Raw genomic sequence first — 18,953 nt, forward strand, 5'->3', positions numbered from 1 at the left:
GGTACTTCTCAGCCCGGGTGGCGCCTTCGACGCCGTCGCTTTGCTGCGCAATTGCACGTGGGCGATTCGTCTTGGAAGCAGGAGTTTCGTATTCCTGTCCGGAGCACGATGTGGTCTTCGATTAATTTTTAGCTCGATATAAAAGCTGAGAGTTTCATCGATGCATACCAATCTGAATCCATGGGATATGAGCGCGTTTAGCCAGCACTATGGCGCGCTGACAGAACATCATCCAACGCAAACGCCCGAGGGCAGCCCGCAAGCCGATCGGTCGTCGCGATCGTCTTCGGCACATTCGGCGGAGATTCAGGAATTGAGGAGCCTGCAGGAAACGCCGCGGGCCGCAATTTCCCGCTCACGCCACAGTGAGCCTGGCCTTCAGCGGCGCTCTTCTTTGCCGAGTGGCGACAGCGTGCGGTTGCGCTCTGAGTTGGCCGCTTGGTGCGAGCGTACTGAGGCGAAACCCTCATTGCTTGCCAAACTGGGATGTTGTGCGGCGCCTCCCGCAGTAGGCGGACGTCGCGAACAGCGCCGCGAAGCCATGGAGCGAGTCTTGCGTTGCTTGGACGCAGGAGAAGCCGGAACCCACTTGGCGCTCAAGAACCTGAACCTGTCGCAACTACCGCCGGGACTGCATCGCCTCCCGCACCTGCGCAATCTCGACGTATCGGGCAACGAAAATCTGACGCGCCTACCGGAAGAGCTGAGCCTTTGCAAAAACCTTGAGCGGATCAACGCTGATGACTGCTCCATTTCGGCTCTGCCGTCTCAAATCGGCGCGCTCAAAAATCTGAGGGAAATCTCTCTGGCGTTCAATGAACTGAGGACCCTTCCCGATTCGATTGGCCAATGCAGCAGCCTGACTTCGATTTCGGCACCCGGTTGCAAGATCAATAAGTTGCCCGCCAGCCTTGCCAATCTGGCGCAGTTGAACAAGCTGGATGTTGCATCCAACCCGGAACTGCGCGAATTGCCGCACCAGATCGACTTGGAACAGGTCGCTGTGTACAGCACAGATACACGGTTGGCTTTGATGAACCGAGTGTTCAAGGCACCCACGTTCGACCCCGAAACCAGGCAGACGTTGTCGTACCACGCGGCTGTGCTACATGACCAATGGAGCGGGCTATCGCGCCATCTATCGCCCGACGCGCGAGCACGGGTGGATCAACTGCGTCAGGGCGCATCGACCACACTTGCCAGTGAGGATCACGATGCATCGGCTGCGTGGAAGACCGCCGCAAACAAGGTCAGCAGCTGGGCAGAAAAAGGGTTGCCGATCACGCTTGACCGGATCTGCAAACTGAACCAACTGCTGCTCCCGGAAGAGGATGACGACGAGGCAATCGGCGGCCAACTGCGCGAGGTCAACGTGCAAGCTGCCGATGGCAACACATGGACGAACCACCGTTATCCGCCCCCGGAGAGCCTGAAAGATGAGATGGCGGCGTTTTCGGAATGGCTGCAGAGAAGCGAACAGCAATCGCATGCGCGCGATGCCCTGGGCCATGTCGAATTTGCCGCACAGCTGCACCAGCGTTTAGCGAGTCTGCATCCTTTTCAAGACGCAAATGGCCGCACAGCCCGTCTTGCCATGGACTGGGCACTGCAGCGGCACGGCTTGCCGCCTGCCCCGCCTGTGGGTGAAGCCAGCCGCCTTCCGGCGTCTTTCTTGGGAGGAAGGCGCGTCAGTCCCGAGAAGGTCGTACTCGAAGCGCTGGAGGGAATGGCAACGGTTGTGAGCGAAGTACGCCGGTAAGCCTGCATGCCGGTCCGACCGTGGCCGAACACCAGCACGTCCAGTGAATTGCGCCCGCAGGGCACAAGCGCGATCCGTCTCACAGCTTCACTGGACCACGCGGAAAAGGATAGAGACACGGGCCTTTCCTCACTCCTGACAATACTGTCATGCGGGCGGCACACAATCGCATGGAAAAGCAAGAATGAAACCCACCGGAATCACCCCAACTTTTTCGAAGGGCAACGTATCGGATACAACGCCCGTCTCAGAGGCTGCCGTACCCAGGCAAGAACACGAACCACGGCGGCGTGGTGGGCAACTGAGTGGTCTGCTCTCGCGCAAGAAGGCTTCCGAAGCAGTCGGCCCCTCGGAGCCACGTTCCACGGGGTCCCGTGCGAACGTGGTGGATGCGACTCATCGAGAGTTTGTTGCGGCCCAGATTTACAAGGCCCAGACCATGTATCACGCCACGACCGCGCAAAGCAAACACTCCATTCAGAAGCGCGGGTTCTCTGCGCATAAAAAATCAGGCGGCGCCACTGCTGAACTGACAAGCCAAGTAGCCATGTCCGAGCAGTTCAACCAGAACGCGAAGACGCACCACTACGCCTTTACCGACGTCCAGAACGCAAAGGCATTCCACAAGAACAATCTACGGACGTCTGATTCGGCTGCAATCGTGAGGTTCTTCAAAGACCGCACGCCCTTCGAGCGCGACCCCGATTTCTCATTGCCTGCTGCAAGAAGAACGTCAGCAGACATACCCGCGAGGCAGATCCTGAAGTCGCGCAAGAGTCCGCCCACGGCCGGGGAAAGCGAAATGATGCGCCGCGCTCTGGCGCACGAGGGGGTCGATGTCACCCAAGCGGAAGCGGGTCGGCTGTTGCGAGAGGTTCAGTCTGACTCTGAAGACGATTTTCCGGCGACGCCAACCGACCGGAAGAAGCCTTTCTGGCAAGAGACGCGAGAAGGAAATGCCGACCTGAGCCGTGAAGATTTCATCAAGAGTCGCAATGCGTAACGCGTGACAGCCAGAGCAACGTCATTGCGCCCCCAAACCGCTCTCTCGACAGCAGGCCATGAAGACCCGTTAGGCGGCATGCCGGCACGCACACATCAAGCCGCCAGCTTCACCGTCTGCGTCACCGCTTCCGACTGCGCGCCTGCCGGGTCGACAGTCAGTTGATAACCACGCGAGTAGACCGTCTTGAGCTCGACGCCCGTCCCCTGGCCGAAGCCCAGCTTCTTGCGCAGTTTGTAGATGTGCTGTTCGATGGAGCGCTCTGCAACGCTCGCGTCTGTGCCCCACACGGCAGAGGCGATCTGCTGGCGTGACAGGAACGACCCGGACGAGGAGAACAACAGCCAGGCCGTGGCAAATTCGCGCGCGGTCAGGCGAATCGGCGCGCCGTGCAGCGTCACCGTGCGGGTCAGCCGGCACAGGCGGTAGGGCCCGGCCACCAGTTGCGTATCGATGGCGACCTGCGTCGATTTGCCGGCCCCGCGCAGAATGCGCTGCACGCGCGCGCACAACTCCTCGGCGGTGAAGTGGCCGGAAATGACGTCGTCAATGCCGGCGTCGAAAGCGCTGAGGATCTCGTGGCGGCTGGCAAAGTCGCCAAACACCAACGTGGGCCGGCACATATTGGCATTGCGCTCGCGCCCGGAGAGCAACAGCCGGGCAGCCATGCCGAACTGCTGCGCATCAATCATCACCAATGCGAAAACATCGGTGTGGCCGGTGCGCATGAGCGCGGTTGCGTCGTCAAACCGCACGCACGTGACGCCGTGCTCCGAGAGGCAAGCTGTTACATACGAAAAACTGGTTGGATTGGTGGTGAGTACCGCAAATTTCATGACAAGCCCCGACGGTGCGGGGCTGATCAACACGTCTACCCCGCTGTTGTGTTTCGCAACAGCATAGCGATCACAACGTGTTGAGCTATCCCTATGACTAGCGATGCGGCGTGCCGACGTTTGCAAGGTGCGTCCACGCATCAGGCAACGTCACCCGACCAGCGTCTTTTTGAAGAACCGATTTGAGGATGTTTGAATTTTCGGCAACCAAACCGTTGCCCGCGCGGCACACCTGCGTGTGCGCAACTGCATTATTTCGGTAGTCCGCCGGCTTCGAGCGCGGCGAGGCCGATTGCACTGCGTGAGTCGACACCCACCTTTCTCATGATGTGCCCCACGTGGGTGCGCACCGTCCAGTAGCTGATGTTCAGGGCCAGGGCGATCTGTTTGTCTGACATGCCCTTGAGCATCAGGTGGCAGACCTCGCCTTCGCGCGCGGTCACGCCAAACCGCTGCTGGAACCACGCAGACGAGCCGACCACCCGTGCGACCAAGTGAATGCGATACACCGGCGCGGCACAGCTGTCCTCCCCCGGCCGCTCCACGCAAAAGCCGAACCCGTTCCACTGTGCGTCGCGCGAGCCGTTGGCCACCGCAGCCAATTCGACATAGAGCGCGTCGCGCTCCTCACTGCTGACGCCGGCCAGGATGGAGCGTGCCTTCGCGTTCGGCTCGGGTGGCGACGTGCCGTTCAGCTCGAACGTGGGCATGTGCATGTCGGTATCGGCGCCGACCTCCTGCCGCTCCTGAATCGCGCGAAGCTGCTGGGCATTCAGCAGATGCGGCTTCAGGAGGCTGAGCAGCAGGATCTCCCTGTCGCCGAAACGTTTCTTTGGGTCACTGGTGCTGAACCGATAGTCCAGCAGCATGCCGTTGGCGTCGGGCACGCGCAGGCTGATGCCCGGATACGCGTGATGCCGGCAGAGGTAGTCGGTGAAGTACTCCGAGCGGCTCCATTCCGCGCGGGAGATCTTCCGCTCGATCACCACCGGTTCAAAGCTGTCCTGGAGCAGCTCCGCGATCGGATCGAACGCATGGAAATAGTGCCGGTACTCCACGCGCATGCCCTGGTCCCGGCCCCACAAGGCGCTGGAATGCGGATGGTGCGCACCGCCCGGCCACCAGAACAACTGCGCCATGAGATCGACATGCAGCAGCGACCCGAGCTTCCGGATCAGCTCGGGGCGTTCGACAAGGCCGTGGCTCGAGGGCTCATGAAGACGCCCCGTGATATCGAGCAGCGCGCGCAGTTCTGCTGTGGAAAGGTCCATCAATGGCTTGGCCGGCTTGCTAGCGGGTGTTGAGTCTGGGCATTCGTTGTGGTGATCCGATCACACGCGTCAGTACCAATACAAACAGGACTATCGGCATAACGGCGCAGGGCTATAGCCGGTGCACTTTCGTGGTGCCAGCGCGGCCCGTTTCAGGCCAATGCAGGATTTGGCCCACCCCGTGGCACGCCTGCCCCGCACTGACCATCGCTATCCATAGCGATGGTTGCCGGCCGCCCGATTTTGCGATAGTGCGCCTGCGGAGGACTGCATTCCGGCAATGAACCGGCACCCCGTCAGCCTTAACCGAAGTTGCATCGTGCTTTTTTTTTGGGGGGGACCCGCATGCCAGCGCCATTACTCACGTCGACGAACCTGCCGGACTTATACAGCACCGGCCTTCCATCGACCGCCATGGTTGCGCGTTGGGACGCGGCGCCCGCACCGCTGGCCGTCATCTTTCTGGATACGTCGCTGCTGAACGACTCCACCTGGCTGCCATCGCAAACCACCTTGCAGCCGATGGCGCTGGAAGACGTGCAGCAAATGCTGAGCGGCGCCTTGCAGGCGCCCGTGCCGGCCAGCGGCGTGGGGCCTGACACATTGCTCGCCCATGTGGAGCCCAGGCCGCTCACCCGCCGCCAACGCGACATTCTTCAAGAGGTGGCCTGCGGCTGCTCGAACTCCGAGATTGCCGAGCGGCTGCACATCAGCGTTGAGACTGTCAAAACACACGTGCGCCAACTGCTCGCCCGGCTGGGTGCACGGAACCGCACAGAGCTTGCGACGATTTATCAACGCAGCCAGCAAGTGGGCTAAGCCGCACTGTTTTGCGTCTGCTGTGTTCCGGCCTGCCGCATCAAGCAGGCGACAGCCGGGCCAGGCCAAACCCGGCAAGGAAGCACGACAAAAAAAACGCCCGCTAGGTGAGCGAGCGCAAAGGTCCACACCGGAGGGGCGATGGGACGCAGGGAAACTGTTGAACACCGGCGAACGGTTCACGGGTTCAAGAGTTCACGGGTTCCACCGGGGTATCAGGCCCGAACATCCAGGGCGACACCCAGCGTCGCCTGGCAATGCAGTGCCATGACCGTATGCCCGGATAGCCCGAGCTGAACCAACGGCGGCGGCGGGCCGCAGTCGAGATCAAGCGCCTCGGCCACGCCAAGAAACTGCCCGAGCATGCCGTCACGGGTTGCAATCGCTTTGCGTATCGCTTCGGGGGCCGAACTCTGGGCCATGAATTCCTGTTGCGCCTGCCCTGTCAGCACATGCAGCAATGAATACACACCGGTTTGGTATGCGGCGTCTGCCAGCGCGTAGTTGCCCACGGCCACAGCCTTTGCCAGAAGCTCCATAAAGCGGGCCCGGACCGCCACCATCCGGAAGAGCGGGTTGGTTGCCAGATCCGTCCCTGCCCCGCCCACGAACAGCAGCAGCTCTGCCCAACGGCCCAGCGTTTTCGTGCCGACCCGCATGATGGCGTCGCGGATCGTGATGGCGCTGCAGCCGCAGTCTCCATGCGCGGCGGACTGCGCGAGCTTCATCAGCCGCGTCAGCAGGAGCGGGCTTTTCTTCACCAGGCTCTCAAGCTGCGCAACCGATGGGTCTTTCGTCAGAAGCTGAAGCAGCGTGAACAGGCTGTTCGTAGACTCCGGCAACCGCCGCTGCGCCAGCACTTCTGGCCGCGCAAAGAAATAGCCCTGGAACAGGTCGAATCCCAAGTCGCGCAGCAACAGATGTTGCGCCGCGGTCTCCACCTTCTCGGCAAGCACCTTGAACTGGTGACGCCGCGCGGCGGCCAGAATCTCGTCAATGGCCGCAGGCGTTGCCGCACTGACGTCCACCTTCACAACGTCAACCAGGTCCAGCATTTCGCGCGGCACAGAGGTGATGTCGGTCACATCATCCAGGGCAAGCCGATAGCCGTGCTTTTGCAACGCCCTGCATTCGGCAATCGTCGCCTCATCAAACTGCACGGTCTCCAGCAGTTCGAGCGTGAACCGCTGGGGCGGCAGGATCTCCAGCAGCGCGAGGTTGATGGCGTGCTGGCCGATGTTGACGTACCCGCCCAGATCGCCCAAGACACGGTCGACGCCAAACTCGCTGACCGTGTTCAGGATGACATTGCTTGTCGCCAGGGTGCCGTCGGAGAACTCCGCCCGCGTACAGCGGGTGGTCCCCCGAAACAGCAGCTCGTAGGCGACCAACGCGCCGGCTCGATCGACAATCGCTTGTCGCCCGATCAGCGCGTGGCCGCCATCGCTTTCCGCTTGCGCTTCCATCGATCCGCTCACAGCAGCGCAGCGGCCGACACGCTCGCGTCCGCCTGCGACGTGATGATGTGCGAGCAGAAGTGGGCCAGGTCTTGCAGCACGGCAATCTGCGCGGCATCGATCTGCCTGGGCACCACATCGAGCACGCACAACGTGCCCAGCGCGTAACCGGCTCGATCAACGAGCGGTGCGCCCGCATAGAAGCGGATGAACGGGTGCCCCGTCACCAAGGGGTTGTCTGCAAACGTCGGGTCGGCAGCGGCATCTTCCACGATGAACGGCTCCGCCCCCAGGATGGCGTAGTTGCAGAACGCCCATTTGCGGGGGGTCTCGCGTGTGTCCAACCCATGGCGGGACTTAAACCACTGGCGCCGATCATCAACAATCGAAACCAGCGCCATGGGCACGCCCAACGCATGGCAGGCCAGCCGCGTGAGCCGGTCGAACTTCGGGTCGTCGGCGGTGTCGAGAATGCCGCACGCCAACACTGCCTCTACGCGCTCACTTTCGCGTGCGCCTACTGGGTAGTCGCTCATTCGTGTCTCCTTGGGGGGCCGTCTTCTTATGCGACCTGGAAGCTCTGCACCGAGTGCGCGAGCGCCTTGCCCTGTTCCTCAAGCGCTTGGGACGCGGCCGCAGCCTCCTCAACCAGCGCGGCATTGCGCTGTGTCATTTCATCCATCTCTGACACGGCAATGTGGACCTGCGCGATGCCCTGGCTTTGCTCGGCACAGGCCGCCGCAATCTCTTCAATGAGCGTCGTCACGCTGGCCACGGAGGTCGTGACCGATTCCATCGTCTTGCCCGCACGGTCGGCAACGATGGCGCCTTCCTTGACGTGCGCGCGTGACGTTTCGATCAGTTCCTTGATCTCCTTTGCGGCCGTGGAAGAGCGCTGCGCCAGGGCGCGCACCTCGCTGGCCACCACGGCAAACCCGCGGCCCTGCTCGCCCGCGCGTGCCGCTTCCACCGCAGCGTTCAAGGCCAGGATGTTGGTCTGGAAGGCAATGCCCTCGATGAGGCCCGTGATCTCGCCAATGCGTGCAGAGCCATCGCTGATCTTGTTGATGACGCTAACGACATCGCCCACGTCGGTGCTGCCCTGTTGAGCGATGCTGGACGCGTTCGTTGCCAGCGCTGCCGCCTGCTGTGCATGGGCCGCGTTCTGTTGCACGGTCGTGGTCAGCTCTTCCATGCTCGATGCCATCTCTTCCAGCGCAGAGGCTTGTTCCTCCGTCCGGCTGGAGAGATCAACGTTGCCGCTGGCAATTTGCGTGGAGCCTGCGGAAACCGAGTGCGCAGCTTCACCGACCTGGCCGATGAGGGTGCCCAGCCCATCGCAGATCGTCTTCATGGACGACAGCACACTGCCGGGATGCGCCACGTCAAAACTGGCATGCGGGCGGAAGTCACCGCTGGCGATGCGTGTTGCGGACTCCGCCAGCGCGACCGGTTCAGCACCGAGCGAACGCAGCAGGCTGCGAGCAATGGCCCAGCCCAGGATGCTGGCAAGGGCAAAGCCAAACAGCCCCGCACCCACGCCCACCCAGACACCCGAGGCGGCATAGGCTTGCGCGCTTTCCACGGACTTTGCGGCGCGTCCGTTTGCGTAGTCTTCAAATTCCCGGACGGCCGTACGCAGCGCCGCCAGAAGCGGTATGCAATCGCGGTTGATCATCTGCACCGCTGCGTCGTGCTGACCTGCCCGCGCGAGACGCACGATCTCCACCACGACGGGCCCGTACTTGGTTTCAACGGTACGAATGGCAGCGATCATCTTGCGGGCCGTGTCTGTCACGTTCGGGCCGTTCTGCGCTTCCGCCTCCAGCTTTGCCAACTGCTGCTCCACGTCGGCATGCGCCTTTTCGACTGCCTGCAGTTCTCTTGCGCGGGCCGCTTCGTCCGAACTCAGCACGGCGTTGCGCGCGGCAATCGCGCGCTGGTTCACCGCAGACCGAATCGAGTCCGCAAGCTTGGTCCGCAGATAGATGCCGCGCTCAAAATCCCGGAACTGGTTTCCGAGCGCGTTCAATTGATAACAACTGATGGCAGCCACAACCGCCACCAGAAATGCCAGCGCCCCGAATGCGCCAATCAGTTTCGCCTTTACCGTCATAGAGCCCCCCGCTCAAAGTGCTTCTTCATGAAGCTTTGTTTTGCTGGAGCGTAAAGAGGCTCTGCCACGCTTGTCGGGGCAACTTTGTCTAGTCCGAAATAGTTGATCTTTGCAGAACGCGCGGTGGACCGCGCCTCGCGCGCGGCTTTGTTGCGCTATATAACAACTTACCGGCCCGCAGCACGGCCGCGCGCTTCGTTCCTGCACCCCACTGCGGTGGGGCGCAGGTAGAAAACCCCGCTTCAATGTGAACGCAAGCGAGCGCAGGACCCAGAGACCGAACTACTCCATTTGAGGTACATGGCCGGCATGAACCGTTTTCATCGACTCGATGAAATTCGCTTCATCAGCCGGCGGAGCGATATACGGACCGCTTTTTGGAGGCGAAAAATACATTGCGCGCCATATAACATTACGCAATGCTTACAGGGCCCGTACACGTGTGTTTTTCCGGAGACAAGGCCCCATGCGGGTTTCCCGGGCGCGGTGCCCGCCAATGTGAGCGATCCCTCGTATCGACGCTTCGGGCGTAAAGCTTGACGCTCGGCCCTCTGAGGCTGACGTTCCACCCTCAGATACTGAAGCTTCACCCTCAAACACTGACGCTTCACCCTCAAACACTGAAACTTCACCCTCAAACACTGAAACTTCACCCTCAAACACTGAAGCTTCACCCTCAAACACTGGCGCTTCACCCTCAAACACTGAAGCTCCACCCTCAAACACTGAAGCTTCACCCTCAAACACTGGCGCTTCACCCTCAAACACTGAAGCTCGACCCTCAAACACTGAAGCTCCACCCTCAAACACTGAAGCTCGACCCTCAAACACTGGCGCTTCACTCTCAAACACTGACGCTTCACCCTCCGAGCCTGGCGCTCGACTCTCAAAGCACCGACTCATCGGACCTCTGACAGTGGCGCTCCACCCTCTGAGGCTGGCGTTCGACAGTTTTAGCTCGGCAGCCGACCCTCAGACCTCGGCACGCGAGTGTTTGAGCTCGAAATTTTGAATGTCTGAGAGCGGCGCTTGGGTGGTGGCGCTCGGCGTGTGGGCCTCAGACCGTGGCGGTCGGGCCTTTGAGGGTCATGTTCCGCCTGCTGAGGTCGGCACATGAGGGTTGCGGGTTGGGCGTTGCGCCCGATGCTAGCGCCCCCGCCCGTCGCGGGTTCGCTTGTACTGCTGTTTTATTTATTGTTGTTGCGGTTTGCGCGGTCCAGCACCTGCAGCACTTCCCACCGGAACAGGTCGACTCCCACGCCATCCAACGCGGTCAGCATGAACGCCCCAATGGCGTCCATAAACCCGGCCTGGTATTCGAGGGCCTTGTTCTTGACGTGGAACTCGTAATGAAAGCGCAACGTATGGGGCTCGAACAGCCGGTGCACCTTCATGTTCATCCGCGTTTTGTGCAGATATTCCTTCGCGGCCAAGGCGCCCTGCGCATACAGGAGGTTGTCATCGACGTTCATCGGGCACCTCCGGACGGAGGACGTTGCGCGATGCAGGTGGAGCAGCAATTTGCGGGGCGATGCCCGCGTGGGATGGGTACGGCTTGGGTCGGTTGATCCATTGTCTTGCCTCTGGTTGAGTGAGGAGCCACCCACCTGGGAGGGTGGGCGGGCACACGACAAGGTCTGCAATACCGACGATCCATCAAGACGGCAGGGCCGAAGCCCTCCCTGCCGAGGCCCGCCCGTAGGGGCGAACGACAGCAGCGGTAGAAACTTGATGTTTCTTCCGGACGGATCGATCGAGATTGCAGTCTCGGCTGCGGTTGTTGCCGCAGCGGGGAGGAGTCTAGCGGCAAGCAGATAGGCGAACAAGAGGGAAACGGTGCACTAGGTACTTCGCCGCGCAGCCGCCCCCATGACTAAATCACATCAAACGTTCTTTAGCTTCAAAATTTGTCGAAATACGGGGTGAATTTCCCAAGAATGCCCCTGATCGACGTTAGTTTTAGCTCCTAGCAGCGCGGGATTCTCCGCGAACATCACGTGATCGTACCCCCCATCCGGCCTCTCCTTTCTCGCCGTAAGGAAACCAATCTGGAAAAGAAACCGCGCAACTTCACGAGCGGATGGCTTTCCAAGGACACCGGAAATCTGCGGACTAACCGCCTGAAGAACTCTGTTATTTATAGTTGAAAGCAATTTGTCTGTTGTAAATCTCTCCGGCTGGCCTACAAACGCCGTAATAAGATCCTCCAGCTGGGGACATTGCGATTTAAATTCCGCAATGGTGTCATCAATTCTCTTCCTGCCAAATTCCTCAAGCTGATCGTCAATGTCCTCAAAATTTATTTTTGACCTTCTCGCAGCATTAGCAGATTTTGCCGATACCTTTCCAAGCTCAACAACCCACCTCGGGCGATGGCGCGAAAGGGTATATAAGATTGTTGTCGGCGGACGAGTGGCATCTCGCCCCCATGGCATCGGATCGTCAAAGACCAAGGCGATAAGTTGCCTATTCCTTTGAAACTGATTTCGGTCCAGCTTTTTCTCAACAGCATCCCAAGCCCCGGTTCGCTTTAGGTAGCCTTCGACTCGCCTTGATAGCAAACCATAGTAGTCATCAAGAGACCAGTTCAGATCAGAAATATACTGTTCCACATGAGACAAAGCCTCGAAATCTCTCTTTATCGTTGCCCAGACATTTGGTCGTATCGCCAACCTAAATCTAAATTCAGGTATTAAATTACATATCTGCCTGATGGCAACAAAGAAGCTAGCAATCTTTACCTTGTGGATTTTCTCATTTTCAAAATTCTGATCAAGATCATCAATTACAAACCACACCTCGCTTCCGGCCTCACTCCACCTTTTTAGTACGGCCTCTGGATTTACCAAAAGGGGCTTTGTTCGCTCAATCGGGATCGCCGATGTTTTAAGTCGATCCACGATAGACGATACAAATGATCGCTGCCTAAATCCATTATTTTCCGCTTGTTCCACCAATGATATTGCGTCATCCTTGAAAGCAAACGAAATATTTGCACCAATCTCATTTGCCGCAAGGCGAAGCAAGCTAGCCTTCCATCCCCGGACCCATCGATCGGAATCCGCTGAATCAAATTCGGGTGAAACTGAAGACGCTGTTGTATTAATAACCAACGGGGGCAGTGGCCTCTTTGACAGACGCTCCGCTATAAGGCGAAGCACACCCGATTTCCCCTCACCCTTATAGGCTCGGATAATGGATATTTGCTTTTTTTCATCCAGGAACGATTGCACCTCTGGACGCTCTACAGCGTAGCTATGAAAAATATCGTCCGCCTCATCCTCTGACGCCTCATTCCCGAAAAGCGAATCGTCTGACAGATCTATCGTAGTCACAGGCTCCTCACATTGGCTCGACGTCTGTGTACCCCTCGCTGGATAGCGATCGGAATGCAGAACGTACGGTTGATTTGCAATCGTCGACACATAGTGCCAGTTGTGGGCCTCTTCTTGGAAGGGGCACCAACTTGTATCGTGATGGCGTTTTTCCCACTGCACAGCACAATCTCTCCCCAGGATGGCGCTCCTTGTCACCGCTGCCCCATCTGCAACGTATACCGACAACCCTTCCAGTAATTGCTGCACCCCCAAAACGCCCCACTCCTCCCATTCCGCGCCACCAGCTTCACCCCGCAAGCCGGGCACGAAGGCGTCCGGTAATCCCCCTCAAACACCTTCGCCAGCAGCGCGGCCTGCTTGTCTTCGGCCAGCGCGCAGATGCGTTCAAGCACCGCCGGGCCGTCCAATAGCTGGATACCGGCCAGCTCTGAAAACTCCTGCACCGGGTTGCCGACATAACCGGACAAAGACCAGAACACGCCCCGCCTGACCTTGTGCGCCAGCATGGAGCCGCCCAGCGCCCGCACCTGCTCCACCTTCACGGGCTTGGACCACGCCTTGCACTGGACCACCGCCACGGGCGCATCCAGGCCGGCCTTGTACAGCGTGGCGTCAATGCCGCCGTCTGGGCCGTGCGGCACGGTCTTCACGGCAAACCCCATCTGCTCGTAGTACTGCACGCACAGCAGCTCGAACCGCTTCCACTCAAGCGACTGGATGGCCTCCAGCGTCCAGCTCTGGGGCGTGGCGGGTTCTGCCGGCGTGGGGGCTGGCGTGGGTGTGGTGGTGTTGCGCGTGGGGTTAGGCGAGTCAGCCGGGTTGGGTGTGTTGCTGCCCGCTGCATTGCGGGCGGGCTGGGGCGGTGCCTTCGGCGGGCGGGCTCGCCCGGTGGGTTCAGTGCGCGGGGGCCCGAGCCGCGCATCGGCCTGCCGGCTGCGCTCCCGCAGGTACGACAGCACGGCAAAGAAGCCGAGCAGCAGCGCGGGCATCCAGGCCAGCCCGCGCGCCAGCATGCCGACGGCGCTCAACAGCGGGTTGGCGCCAAACGCCGTCGGGAGGATGTTGTGAAAAATCAGGTAACTGGCCGCCGAGCCAATGGCCAGCATCCACCATGGCAGCGCCAACAGCATGTCGCTGGTGGATGCTTGTTTTCTCCTCCGCCCCATTTACCGCCCCCGGCCTAATGCTTTTTAGATATTTAGGACTAGGCGCTTTCTCTGATAATCCGATTCAAATCAGGGCGCCGGTTTTTAATTGGGAAACAGCATAGGCGATGCGTTGGGATTGCGCTGCCCCCGTTGGTGGGGTTTTGGGTGGTTTTTTTGGGTGGTGGTTGATAAATATCGAAGCCCGGCGCCAGATTTATATTTGATAGAAATCTGAATTAAAAATTGCGCATATGGGTGGCGCGAGCGACGGCCTTTGGCTACGCGGCGGTTGGCACTTACTCCCGCAAATACTCTCGGGTACGATGCGGCACCTCTTCCGCGCATCGTTATGGCTATCCGCTTCCAAACCACAGAACAAGACATGGTTGCCGCGTACCGGCTGCACTACACGACGAGCCGCAAGAAAGCCGCGTGGGTATTCGGTGCGTTTGTGCTGGGGCTGGTCGGCTATCTCACGACAGAAAACACCTATGCGGCCGCACTGGCCGGTGGCGCTGCGGGCCTCGGCTTGGCGCATGTGGCGATCCTCTATCTGGTCGTTCCAAATCGCGCCCGGCATTTGTATCGCCAGCAAAAGAATCTGCACACCGAACATCAGGTGTCGTGGGACGACCAGTGCGTCTACATCCGCTCAGAGAGCTACAACGAGAATCTGCGCTGGGCCGACCTCGTGAAGGCCAAAGAGAACGATGCCTTGGTGCTGCTGTACCGGTCTGATTACAACCTCAGCATGATTCCGAAGCGGAGCTTCTCCGGTGCAGAGGCGTATGCGGAGTTTCGGGGGCATTTGGTGCCTCGGTTTTTGGGGTGAGCGCGAGACTTGCCGGAACGAGCGGACGTGACCACATATCAATTGCCCGCTGATGGTTCATCCCTCTGGGCGGGGATGGACGACATCGAACTGATCACGCCTAATGGCCGTCATCACATCCACCTGCGCTACGAAGGCGAACCGCCACACGGCGACTCGTATCACTCGATCCAGATTAATGGTGTACCCGCCCCCGGTTATGCGTGGGGTTGCGACTTTGCCTGCACGACAGACTCACGCTTGCTGGCAATGAGCTGGATGGAAAAGCGCATCGAGCGCAGGACTGCGGTGTTCGATCTGGAGGAAAGGCGGTATTTCGTGCTGCCTTTTTATATGAGCAACTTTTGCTTCCGGTGGCCTCGCTTGGAGGGTGTAGGGCTGGCATCTGAGCAACGTTCTTATTTGTTCAACGGCAACGAGAACTGGCTGACGTACTAGCTGTAACACACCTGATATGCGCATGTACCAAAGATTCCGAGTCCGAAACCCCGTTGCTTTTCTCCTTTGCGCCTTTGCTTGCCTTCATGCACAAGCCACCTCTTGGGAACCCATCGCCGCCGTACCAACGTCGTCATATCTAGTCGAATCCGCGCATCGGATTGGGGACCGCGTCTACCTCATGGATCGCTGGCAATCACCGCAAAAGACCTATTCGTTAGAAACGTTGGGACCGGTGGAGTTTGATTGTGCTAGCCGACAGATGCGACGGCCGTGGAGTGATGTCACGGTACGCGGGCAGTACACGACTCGCTCATATGGAGACGAGTCGTTTGATCGCTACGCGCCTTCGCGTTTCAAGCCGGTGGCGGACACAGGATTCGAGCGCCCTCTTCTGGACTGGGCCTGCCACCTGGACTTGCCGCAAGAGCGGCTGGTTAACGTGGCACGCACTGCGTCCAATGACCTGATCCAAGTTGATGTCGCAAGCATCAAACGATCAGGAGCGATGACTTCGTTCTGGACGCGCCACGACTATCCAGAAATCGACGTCGATCCTGCTTATCACGCCCCATACGACTCCAAGCGCCAGCATGTTCAAGTGAACTGCAGCGCAGAAAAGTACCGGATCTTGTTTGGGTATGACTTCACCCCAGATGAAGCCGTCACGGACGCGATGCCGGAGAACACAAGCGCGGATGAGCCCCTCGACGCGGCAGACGACTACGCGCGTGCCATCAAGACAATTGCCTGCGGCAAGCCGCTGAATGCAGAAACGTTCTCTGGAATTGGCGGCAATACGATCCGGCCGAAAACACCTTTGAGCACCGCCCCCGTTGAAGCAGCCAGCGCCATTCCACCCGAGGTTCTTGCGGAGGTCCAAAAGCTACAGGCGGTCCTGCCGGTACCCAATGTTGCAAGAGGGGCAAAACTGACAATGATAGGAAAAGGCGCAAAAGCGTCCAACACCAACCCGCCAGTCGTTCACCTAATTCAACCCAAGAAGGACGGGCGGACGCACATCCATTCGATCTATCGGCAGAACGTCACGATGGATCACGAAATGGCAGGCTTGGTCGAACTCAGTTCTAAATTGACCATCGGCGCCCCGGGAGCAACAAGCACATTCATCACAACTGCTTTGACGCTAGATGCCCCCGCATGGCGGCCCAATACCGAGATTGTTTTTTCCTCGGAAAGCAGCGGAACCGGCGCGCCCCTCAAATTCAAGACGACCTGCACCATCGGCGAGCCCTTGGCGGCAAACGCCATCCACCCTGCGTTGGCAGGCCGCGCATGGGCGCTTAAGTGCAATCACTCCTCTCAAGGTGCAAGCGAGGGCTACTACGTTGAGGAGCTGGGCTACTTTTTGACGATGCGGACGGTGTCCAAGGAATTCTCGGTCACTGACTACAGCATCCAGAGTTTGTCTGTTGAGCGGTGAATGTGTGTTTCACACTCAGCCGCCTGACAAAGGTTGTGTCGCCCCGCAGCCAACCGGCCCCACCGCCGCCTGTTGGCCCTATTCGCCGTTGTACTCGTAGCTCGGAACTCCAAATGGGCCGCCGCTACGGAACAGCCCCCTGCACAGACGCATAAAAAAACCCGAAAGCCGGGGGCCAGCTTTCGGGTGACGCAATGACTGATCGACGGATCGTTGATCGATCAGCCGTCCCCACGCGCTTCCATAGCACCGTGTCAACCGCGCTTCGAATTCAGGGGTATGCCTGCAAAACCCGTAACTCTGGAACCGGGAATCTGCTGGAGTACGCCTGGATGATGCTGCGCAAGCCATCCTTCAGTTCGGAGTGGCGAAGACGGTACTCACCATGGTTTGGATCGAAAACGTGAACATGGTTGCCCGATTGATGTGTGGCGATCGCATGGTTATCGCCGTTGGTTCGCATGATGACGAACACGTGCGATGCGTTGGCTTGGGCGAACATGTTTGCCAACGTCTGCATTGCCTGTTCTTCGTGGCTGATTACATCGACGACGACATCAGCTCCAAGCCGCACGCCGTAGTGCTGGAACGCAGGCGCAAACCATTCGCTGTACGGCCGGCCTTGGCCGCGAATCGCCAATTCATGCTGACGGTAGCCTTGTTGTTGAGCGCTAATACCCTCAAGCGTTTGAACCTGACTGAAATGCTCCATTCTTCCGTGGCTTGTCAGCGACTCATTCGCAATCGAATGAAGCCAAGCGGCCGAAAATACAACGCAAGCGGCTCTCACGTCCCCGACTTGAGCAAGCGCAGACGCTTGTTCAAACGGGGCATGCCTTGCGCGCTGGCTCCTGTCCGATGGGGCAGAAGCGCAAGCACCGCCTACCGGAAGCTTCGCCCGCAAGCGAAGTCCTGGGCTGCTCACGTGGTGAACAGTCCTGCTGTCGCGAAATGGTGCCTTGGGTAGCGCCCCGCGCTGCACGTTCGGGGCGTGTGCGGTTCGAGCTGACGGCTCTGACGGCATGTTCGATGGCGCCTGGCGCTGCGGCGAATCCAGCGACGGCATTGAAATGCCGTTGGCCGTGGACTGAATTTTCATTGGTTTGATGTGGCGTACGTCAAACAGCGCATTTTCGCCGCGCGACAGCCTGTCGCCCCGCCAGATGCGAAGCTGCAAATCCAGATACGAATTAACGCATTGGTAGCGCCGTCTGAAGCGTTGTCACGTTGTTGCGGCGCCTAACAAGCGACTGGCCGGCAAGCGCGCCCGTTTTTGCTTTCTTTTCTGGAACAACGGTTTCGTCTTTGCACTGCCCCCAGAGAGGGTTGCGTTCATATCATGGGTTATTTCGGTGAAAGGAGTTCCCATGGGATTGTGCGTTTCAAAACCTCGAACAGGCGGGGGCGATTATCAGTATGGAGGCGGGCGGCAGCCGGCCGCAGGAACTTCCACGGCCCAAAGCACAGACTCATCCCCTGCCCGCAGTCCGTCCTCATATCATCTCGAAAACTTGCCCAGGCGCGCCCGGCGCAAAGCGCGAGCACTGGAAGACGCTGTCAAAAATTCAGCTGTCCAGCATACCCATCCTCAATTGGCCGCATATGCCGACGCAGTGTTGAGAGCTGCAGGTACAGATGGCGTCAATCCAGAAATATCAACGCTCGACGGCGAGAACATCGAAACGCTAGCGGCGACTTACAACGCAAGACACCCCGATCTGAATCTTCAATGCTTTGCTTGGGCGCAAGTCTTCCTTGAGAGGCTCTACACGTCGAGGGAACCGGCATGGCGTGCATTGTTCCGACTGACCACCCAGAACCGGCATAGGATCGCAGCGGATATCAGAACGCACCCTGATGGGGGAAAGACCGTACTACTCCTGGAGTCAGCACTCTCCCACACCTGGGATAAAGATAAGAAAGAATATAACTTTATTCTTGGCCTTCAGTCGTTGCAGAAAAATATTGAAACGCATTTCAGCAACTGCAAAATGGCCGTCATCGATGTTGAGGCGCAAAAATCCAAGATCGGATGCACACTGTTTTCATTAAACTTTCTGCTTAACGCGTACCAAAAAGACGACTTATTTAATGCCCTTCATGAAAGATTGAATGAAACCGGAAGGTGTTTTGAAGGTCACGAATCCGAGATCATCGGTGGCATGGAATACATTGAGGGAACGAAAATACTCCCGCCAATCTTCTATAAGCATGCGCAGTCGCGCGGAACCATAGATGACTTTGTTAAGCACCAACCCCATCTTCAGAATAACAATGTAAGCACCAGCCGTTCTGGCCCCCGCGAGACGCTTCAGGAGCGCGTTCAAAACTTCCGCGTGACCCGGGGGGAACGGTCCTACAGCATGTCGATCGAGGCGTCGCGCATGCGAAAGATCCGGAAGGCGATTGAAGACTTGTGATGTTGGATCGCGCCGGAGCAGCGCTCGCTGCCTGCCGAGAATCTTCTGGAGTACGCGCTTCGGCTGCCAATA

16 protein-coding genes are annotated in these 18,953 nt (G+C 59.0%); 7 read left to right on the plus strand and 9 right to left on the minus strand.

All coding sequences use genetic code 11. The features are described 5' to 3' along the window. Window positions 1-187 precede the first annotated feature (187 nt). Together xopAC and R2669_RS04435 are read left to right on the plus strand one after the other, a co-directional pair. The gene (gene xopAC / locus R2669_RS04430) at window positions 188-1,759 is read left to right on the plus strand and encodes a XopAC/AvrAC family type III secretion system effector (protein ID WP_316899072.1); all 1,572 of its coding nucleotides are present in this window, start codon (window positions 188-190) and stop codon (window positions 1,757-1,759) included. A gap of 184 nt (window positions 1,760-1,943) precedes the next feature. Beyond that, window positions 1,944-2,762, plus strand: a complete 819-nt coding sequence (locus R2669_RS04435; protein WP_147217529.1) for a hypothetical protein — start codon at window positions 1,944-1,946, stop codon at window positions 2,760-2,762. A gap of 95 nt (window positions 2,763-2,857) precedes the next feature. Here R2669_RS04435 and R2669_RS04440 read toward each other — a convergent pair whose 3' ends face one another. Both R2669_RS04440 and R2669_RS04445 read right to left on the minus strand, forming a co-directional pair. Further along, on the minus strand, window positions 2,858-3,598 hold the full coding sequence (locus tag R2669_RS04440) for a response regulator transcription factor (protein ID WP_316898835.1): 741 nt from the start codon (window positions 3,596-3,598) through the stop codon (window positions 2,858-2,860). Window positions 3,599-3,849: 251 nt separating this feature from the next. Next, window positions 3,850-4,869: a response regulator transcription factor gene (locus tag R2669_RS04445; protein WP_316898837.1), complete on the minus strand. Its 1,020-nt coding sequence runs from the start codon at window positions 4,867-4,869 to the stop codon at window positions 3,850-3,852. A gap of 345 nt (window positions 4,870-5,214) precedes the next feature. Between R2669_RS04445 and R2669_RS04450 the strand changes: the two genes are divergently transcribed. Then, the gene (locus tag R2669_RS04450) at window positions 5,215-5,688 is read left to right on the plus strand and encodes a helix-turn-helix domain-containing protein (protein WP_147217525.1); all 474 of its coding nucleotides are present in this window, start codon (window positions 5,215-5,217) and stop codon (window positions 5,686-5,688) included. A 215-nt stretch (window positions 5,689-5,903) separates the two neighbouring features. On the opposite strand, the gene R2669_RS04455 is transcribed toward R2669_RS04450, so the two are convergent. The 6 genes from R2669_RS04455 to R2669_RS04480 all read right to left on the minus strand — a co-directional run bounded on the left by R2669_RS04455 (window position 5,904) and on the right by R2669_RS04480 (window position 13,765). Beyond that, on the minus strand, window positions 5,904-7,154 hold the full coding sequence (locus tag R2669_RS04455) for an EAL and HDOD domain-containing protein (RefSeq protein WP_316898840.1): 1,251 nt from the start codon (window positions 7,152-7,154) through the stop codon (window positions 5,904-5,906). An 8-nt stretch (window positions 7,155-7,162) separates the two neighbouring features. Next, the gene (locus tag R2669_RS04460) at window positions 7,163-7,681 is read right to left on the minus strand and encodes a GAF domain-containing protein (protein WP_316898842.1); all 519 of its coding nucleotides are present in this window, start codon (window positions 7,679-7,681) and stop codon (window positions 7,163-7,165) included. A 26-nt stretch (window positions 7,682-7,707) separates the two neighbouring features. Further along, on the minus strand, window positions 7,708-9,261 hold the full coding sequence (locus tag R2669_RS04465) for a methyl-accepting chemotaxis protein (protein ID WP_316898844.1): 1,554 nt from the start codon (window positions 9,259-9,261) through the stop codon (window positions 7,708-7,710). A 1,187-nt stretch (window positions 9,262-10,448) separates the two neighbouring features. Further along, entirely contained in the window at window positions 10,449-10,733 is a 285-nt protein-coding gene (locus R2669_RS04470; RefSeq protein ID WP_147219033.1) for a hypothetical protein, read from the minus strand. Between the two features lie 411 nt (window positions 10,734-11,144). Further along, complete coding sequence (locus R2669_RS04475) at window positions 11,145-12,596, minus strand: P-loop ATPase, Sll1717 family (RefSeq protein ID WP_316898845.1); 1,452 nt, start codon at window positions 12,594-12,596, stop codon at window positions 11,145-11,147. A gap of 194 nt (window positions 12,597-12,790) precedes the next feature. After that, the gene (locus tag R2669_RS04480) at window positions 12,791-13,765 is read right to left on the minus strand and encodes a restriction endonuclease (protein WP_316898846.1); all 975 of its coding nucleotides are present in this window, start codon (window positions 13,763-13,765) and stop codon (window positions 12,791-12,793) included. A gap of 331 nt (window positions 13,766-14,096) precedes the next feature. On the opposite strand from R2669_RS04480, the gene R2669_RS04485 reads away from it, so the two are divergent. The 3 genes from R2669_RS04485 (at window position 14,097) to R2669_RS04495 (ending at window position 16,461) form a co-directional block, all read left to right on the plus strand. Continuing rightward, a complete protein-coding gene (locus R2669_RS04485; RefSeq protein WP_316898847.1) occupies window positions 14,097-14,579 on the plus strand; it encodes a YcxB family protein in 483 nt (160 codons plus the stop codon). A 27-nt stretch (window positions 14,580-14,606) separates the two neighbouring features. Further along, a complete protein-coding gene (locus tag R2669_RS04490; RefSeq protein ID WP_316898849.1) occupies window positions 14,607-15,017 on the plus strand; it encodes a hypothetical protein in 411 nt (136 codons plus the stop codon). Window positions 15,018-15,198: 181 nt separating this feature from the next. Then, window positions 15,199-16,461, plus strand: coding sequence for a surface-adhesin E family protein (locus tag R2669_RS04495; RefSeq protein WP_316898851.1), 1,263 nt, complete (start codon window positions 15,199-15,201; stop codon window positions 16,459-16,461). 271 nt (window positions 16,462-16,732) lie between these two features. On the opposite strand, the gene R2669_RS04500 is transcribed toward R2669_RS04495, so the two are convergent. Further along, complete coding sequence (locus tag R2669_RS04500; protein WP_316890954.1) at window positions 16,733-17,560, minus strand: YopT-type cysteine protease domain-containing protein; 828 nt, start codon at window positions 17,558-17,560, stop codon at window positions 16,733-16,735. Between the two features lie 268 nt (window positions 17,561-17,828). Between R2669_RS04500 and xopJ the strand changes: the two genes are divergently transcribed. Continuing rightward, window positions 17,829-18,881, plus strand: a complete 1,053-nt coding sequence (xopJ, locus tag R2669_RS04505) for a YopJ family type III secretion system effector XopJ (RefSeq protein WP_147219047.1) — start codon at window positions 17,829-17,831, stop codon at window positions 18,879-18,881. The last annotated feature ends 72 nt before the right edge of the window (window positions 18,882-18,953 follow it).

The sequence above is a fragment of the Ralstonia edaphi genome, from assembly GCF_958350185.1.
Taxonomy (GTDB): Bacteria; Pseudomonadota; Gammaproteobacteria; order Burkholderiales; family Burkholderiaceae; genus Ralstonia; species Ralstonia edaphi.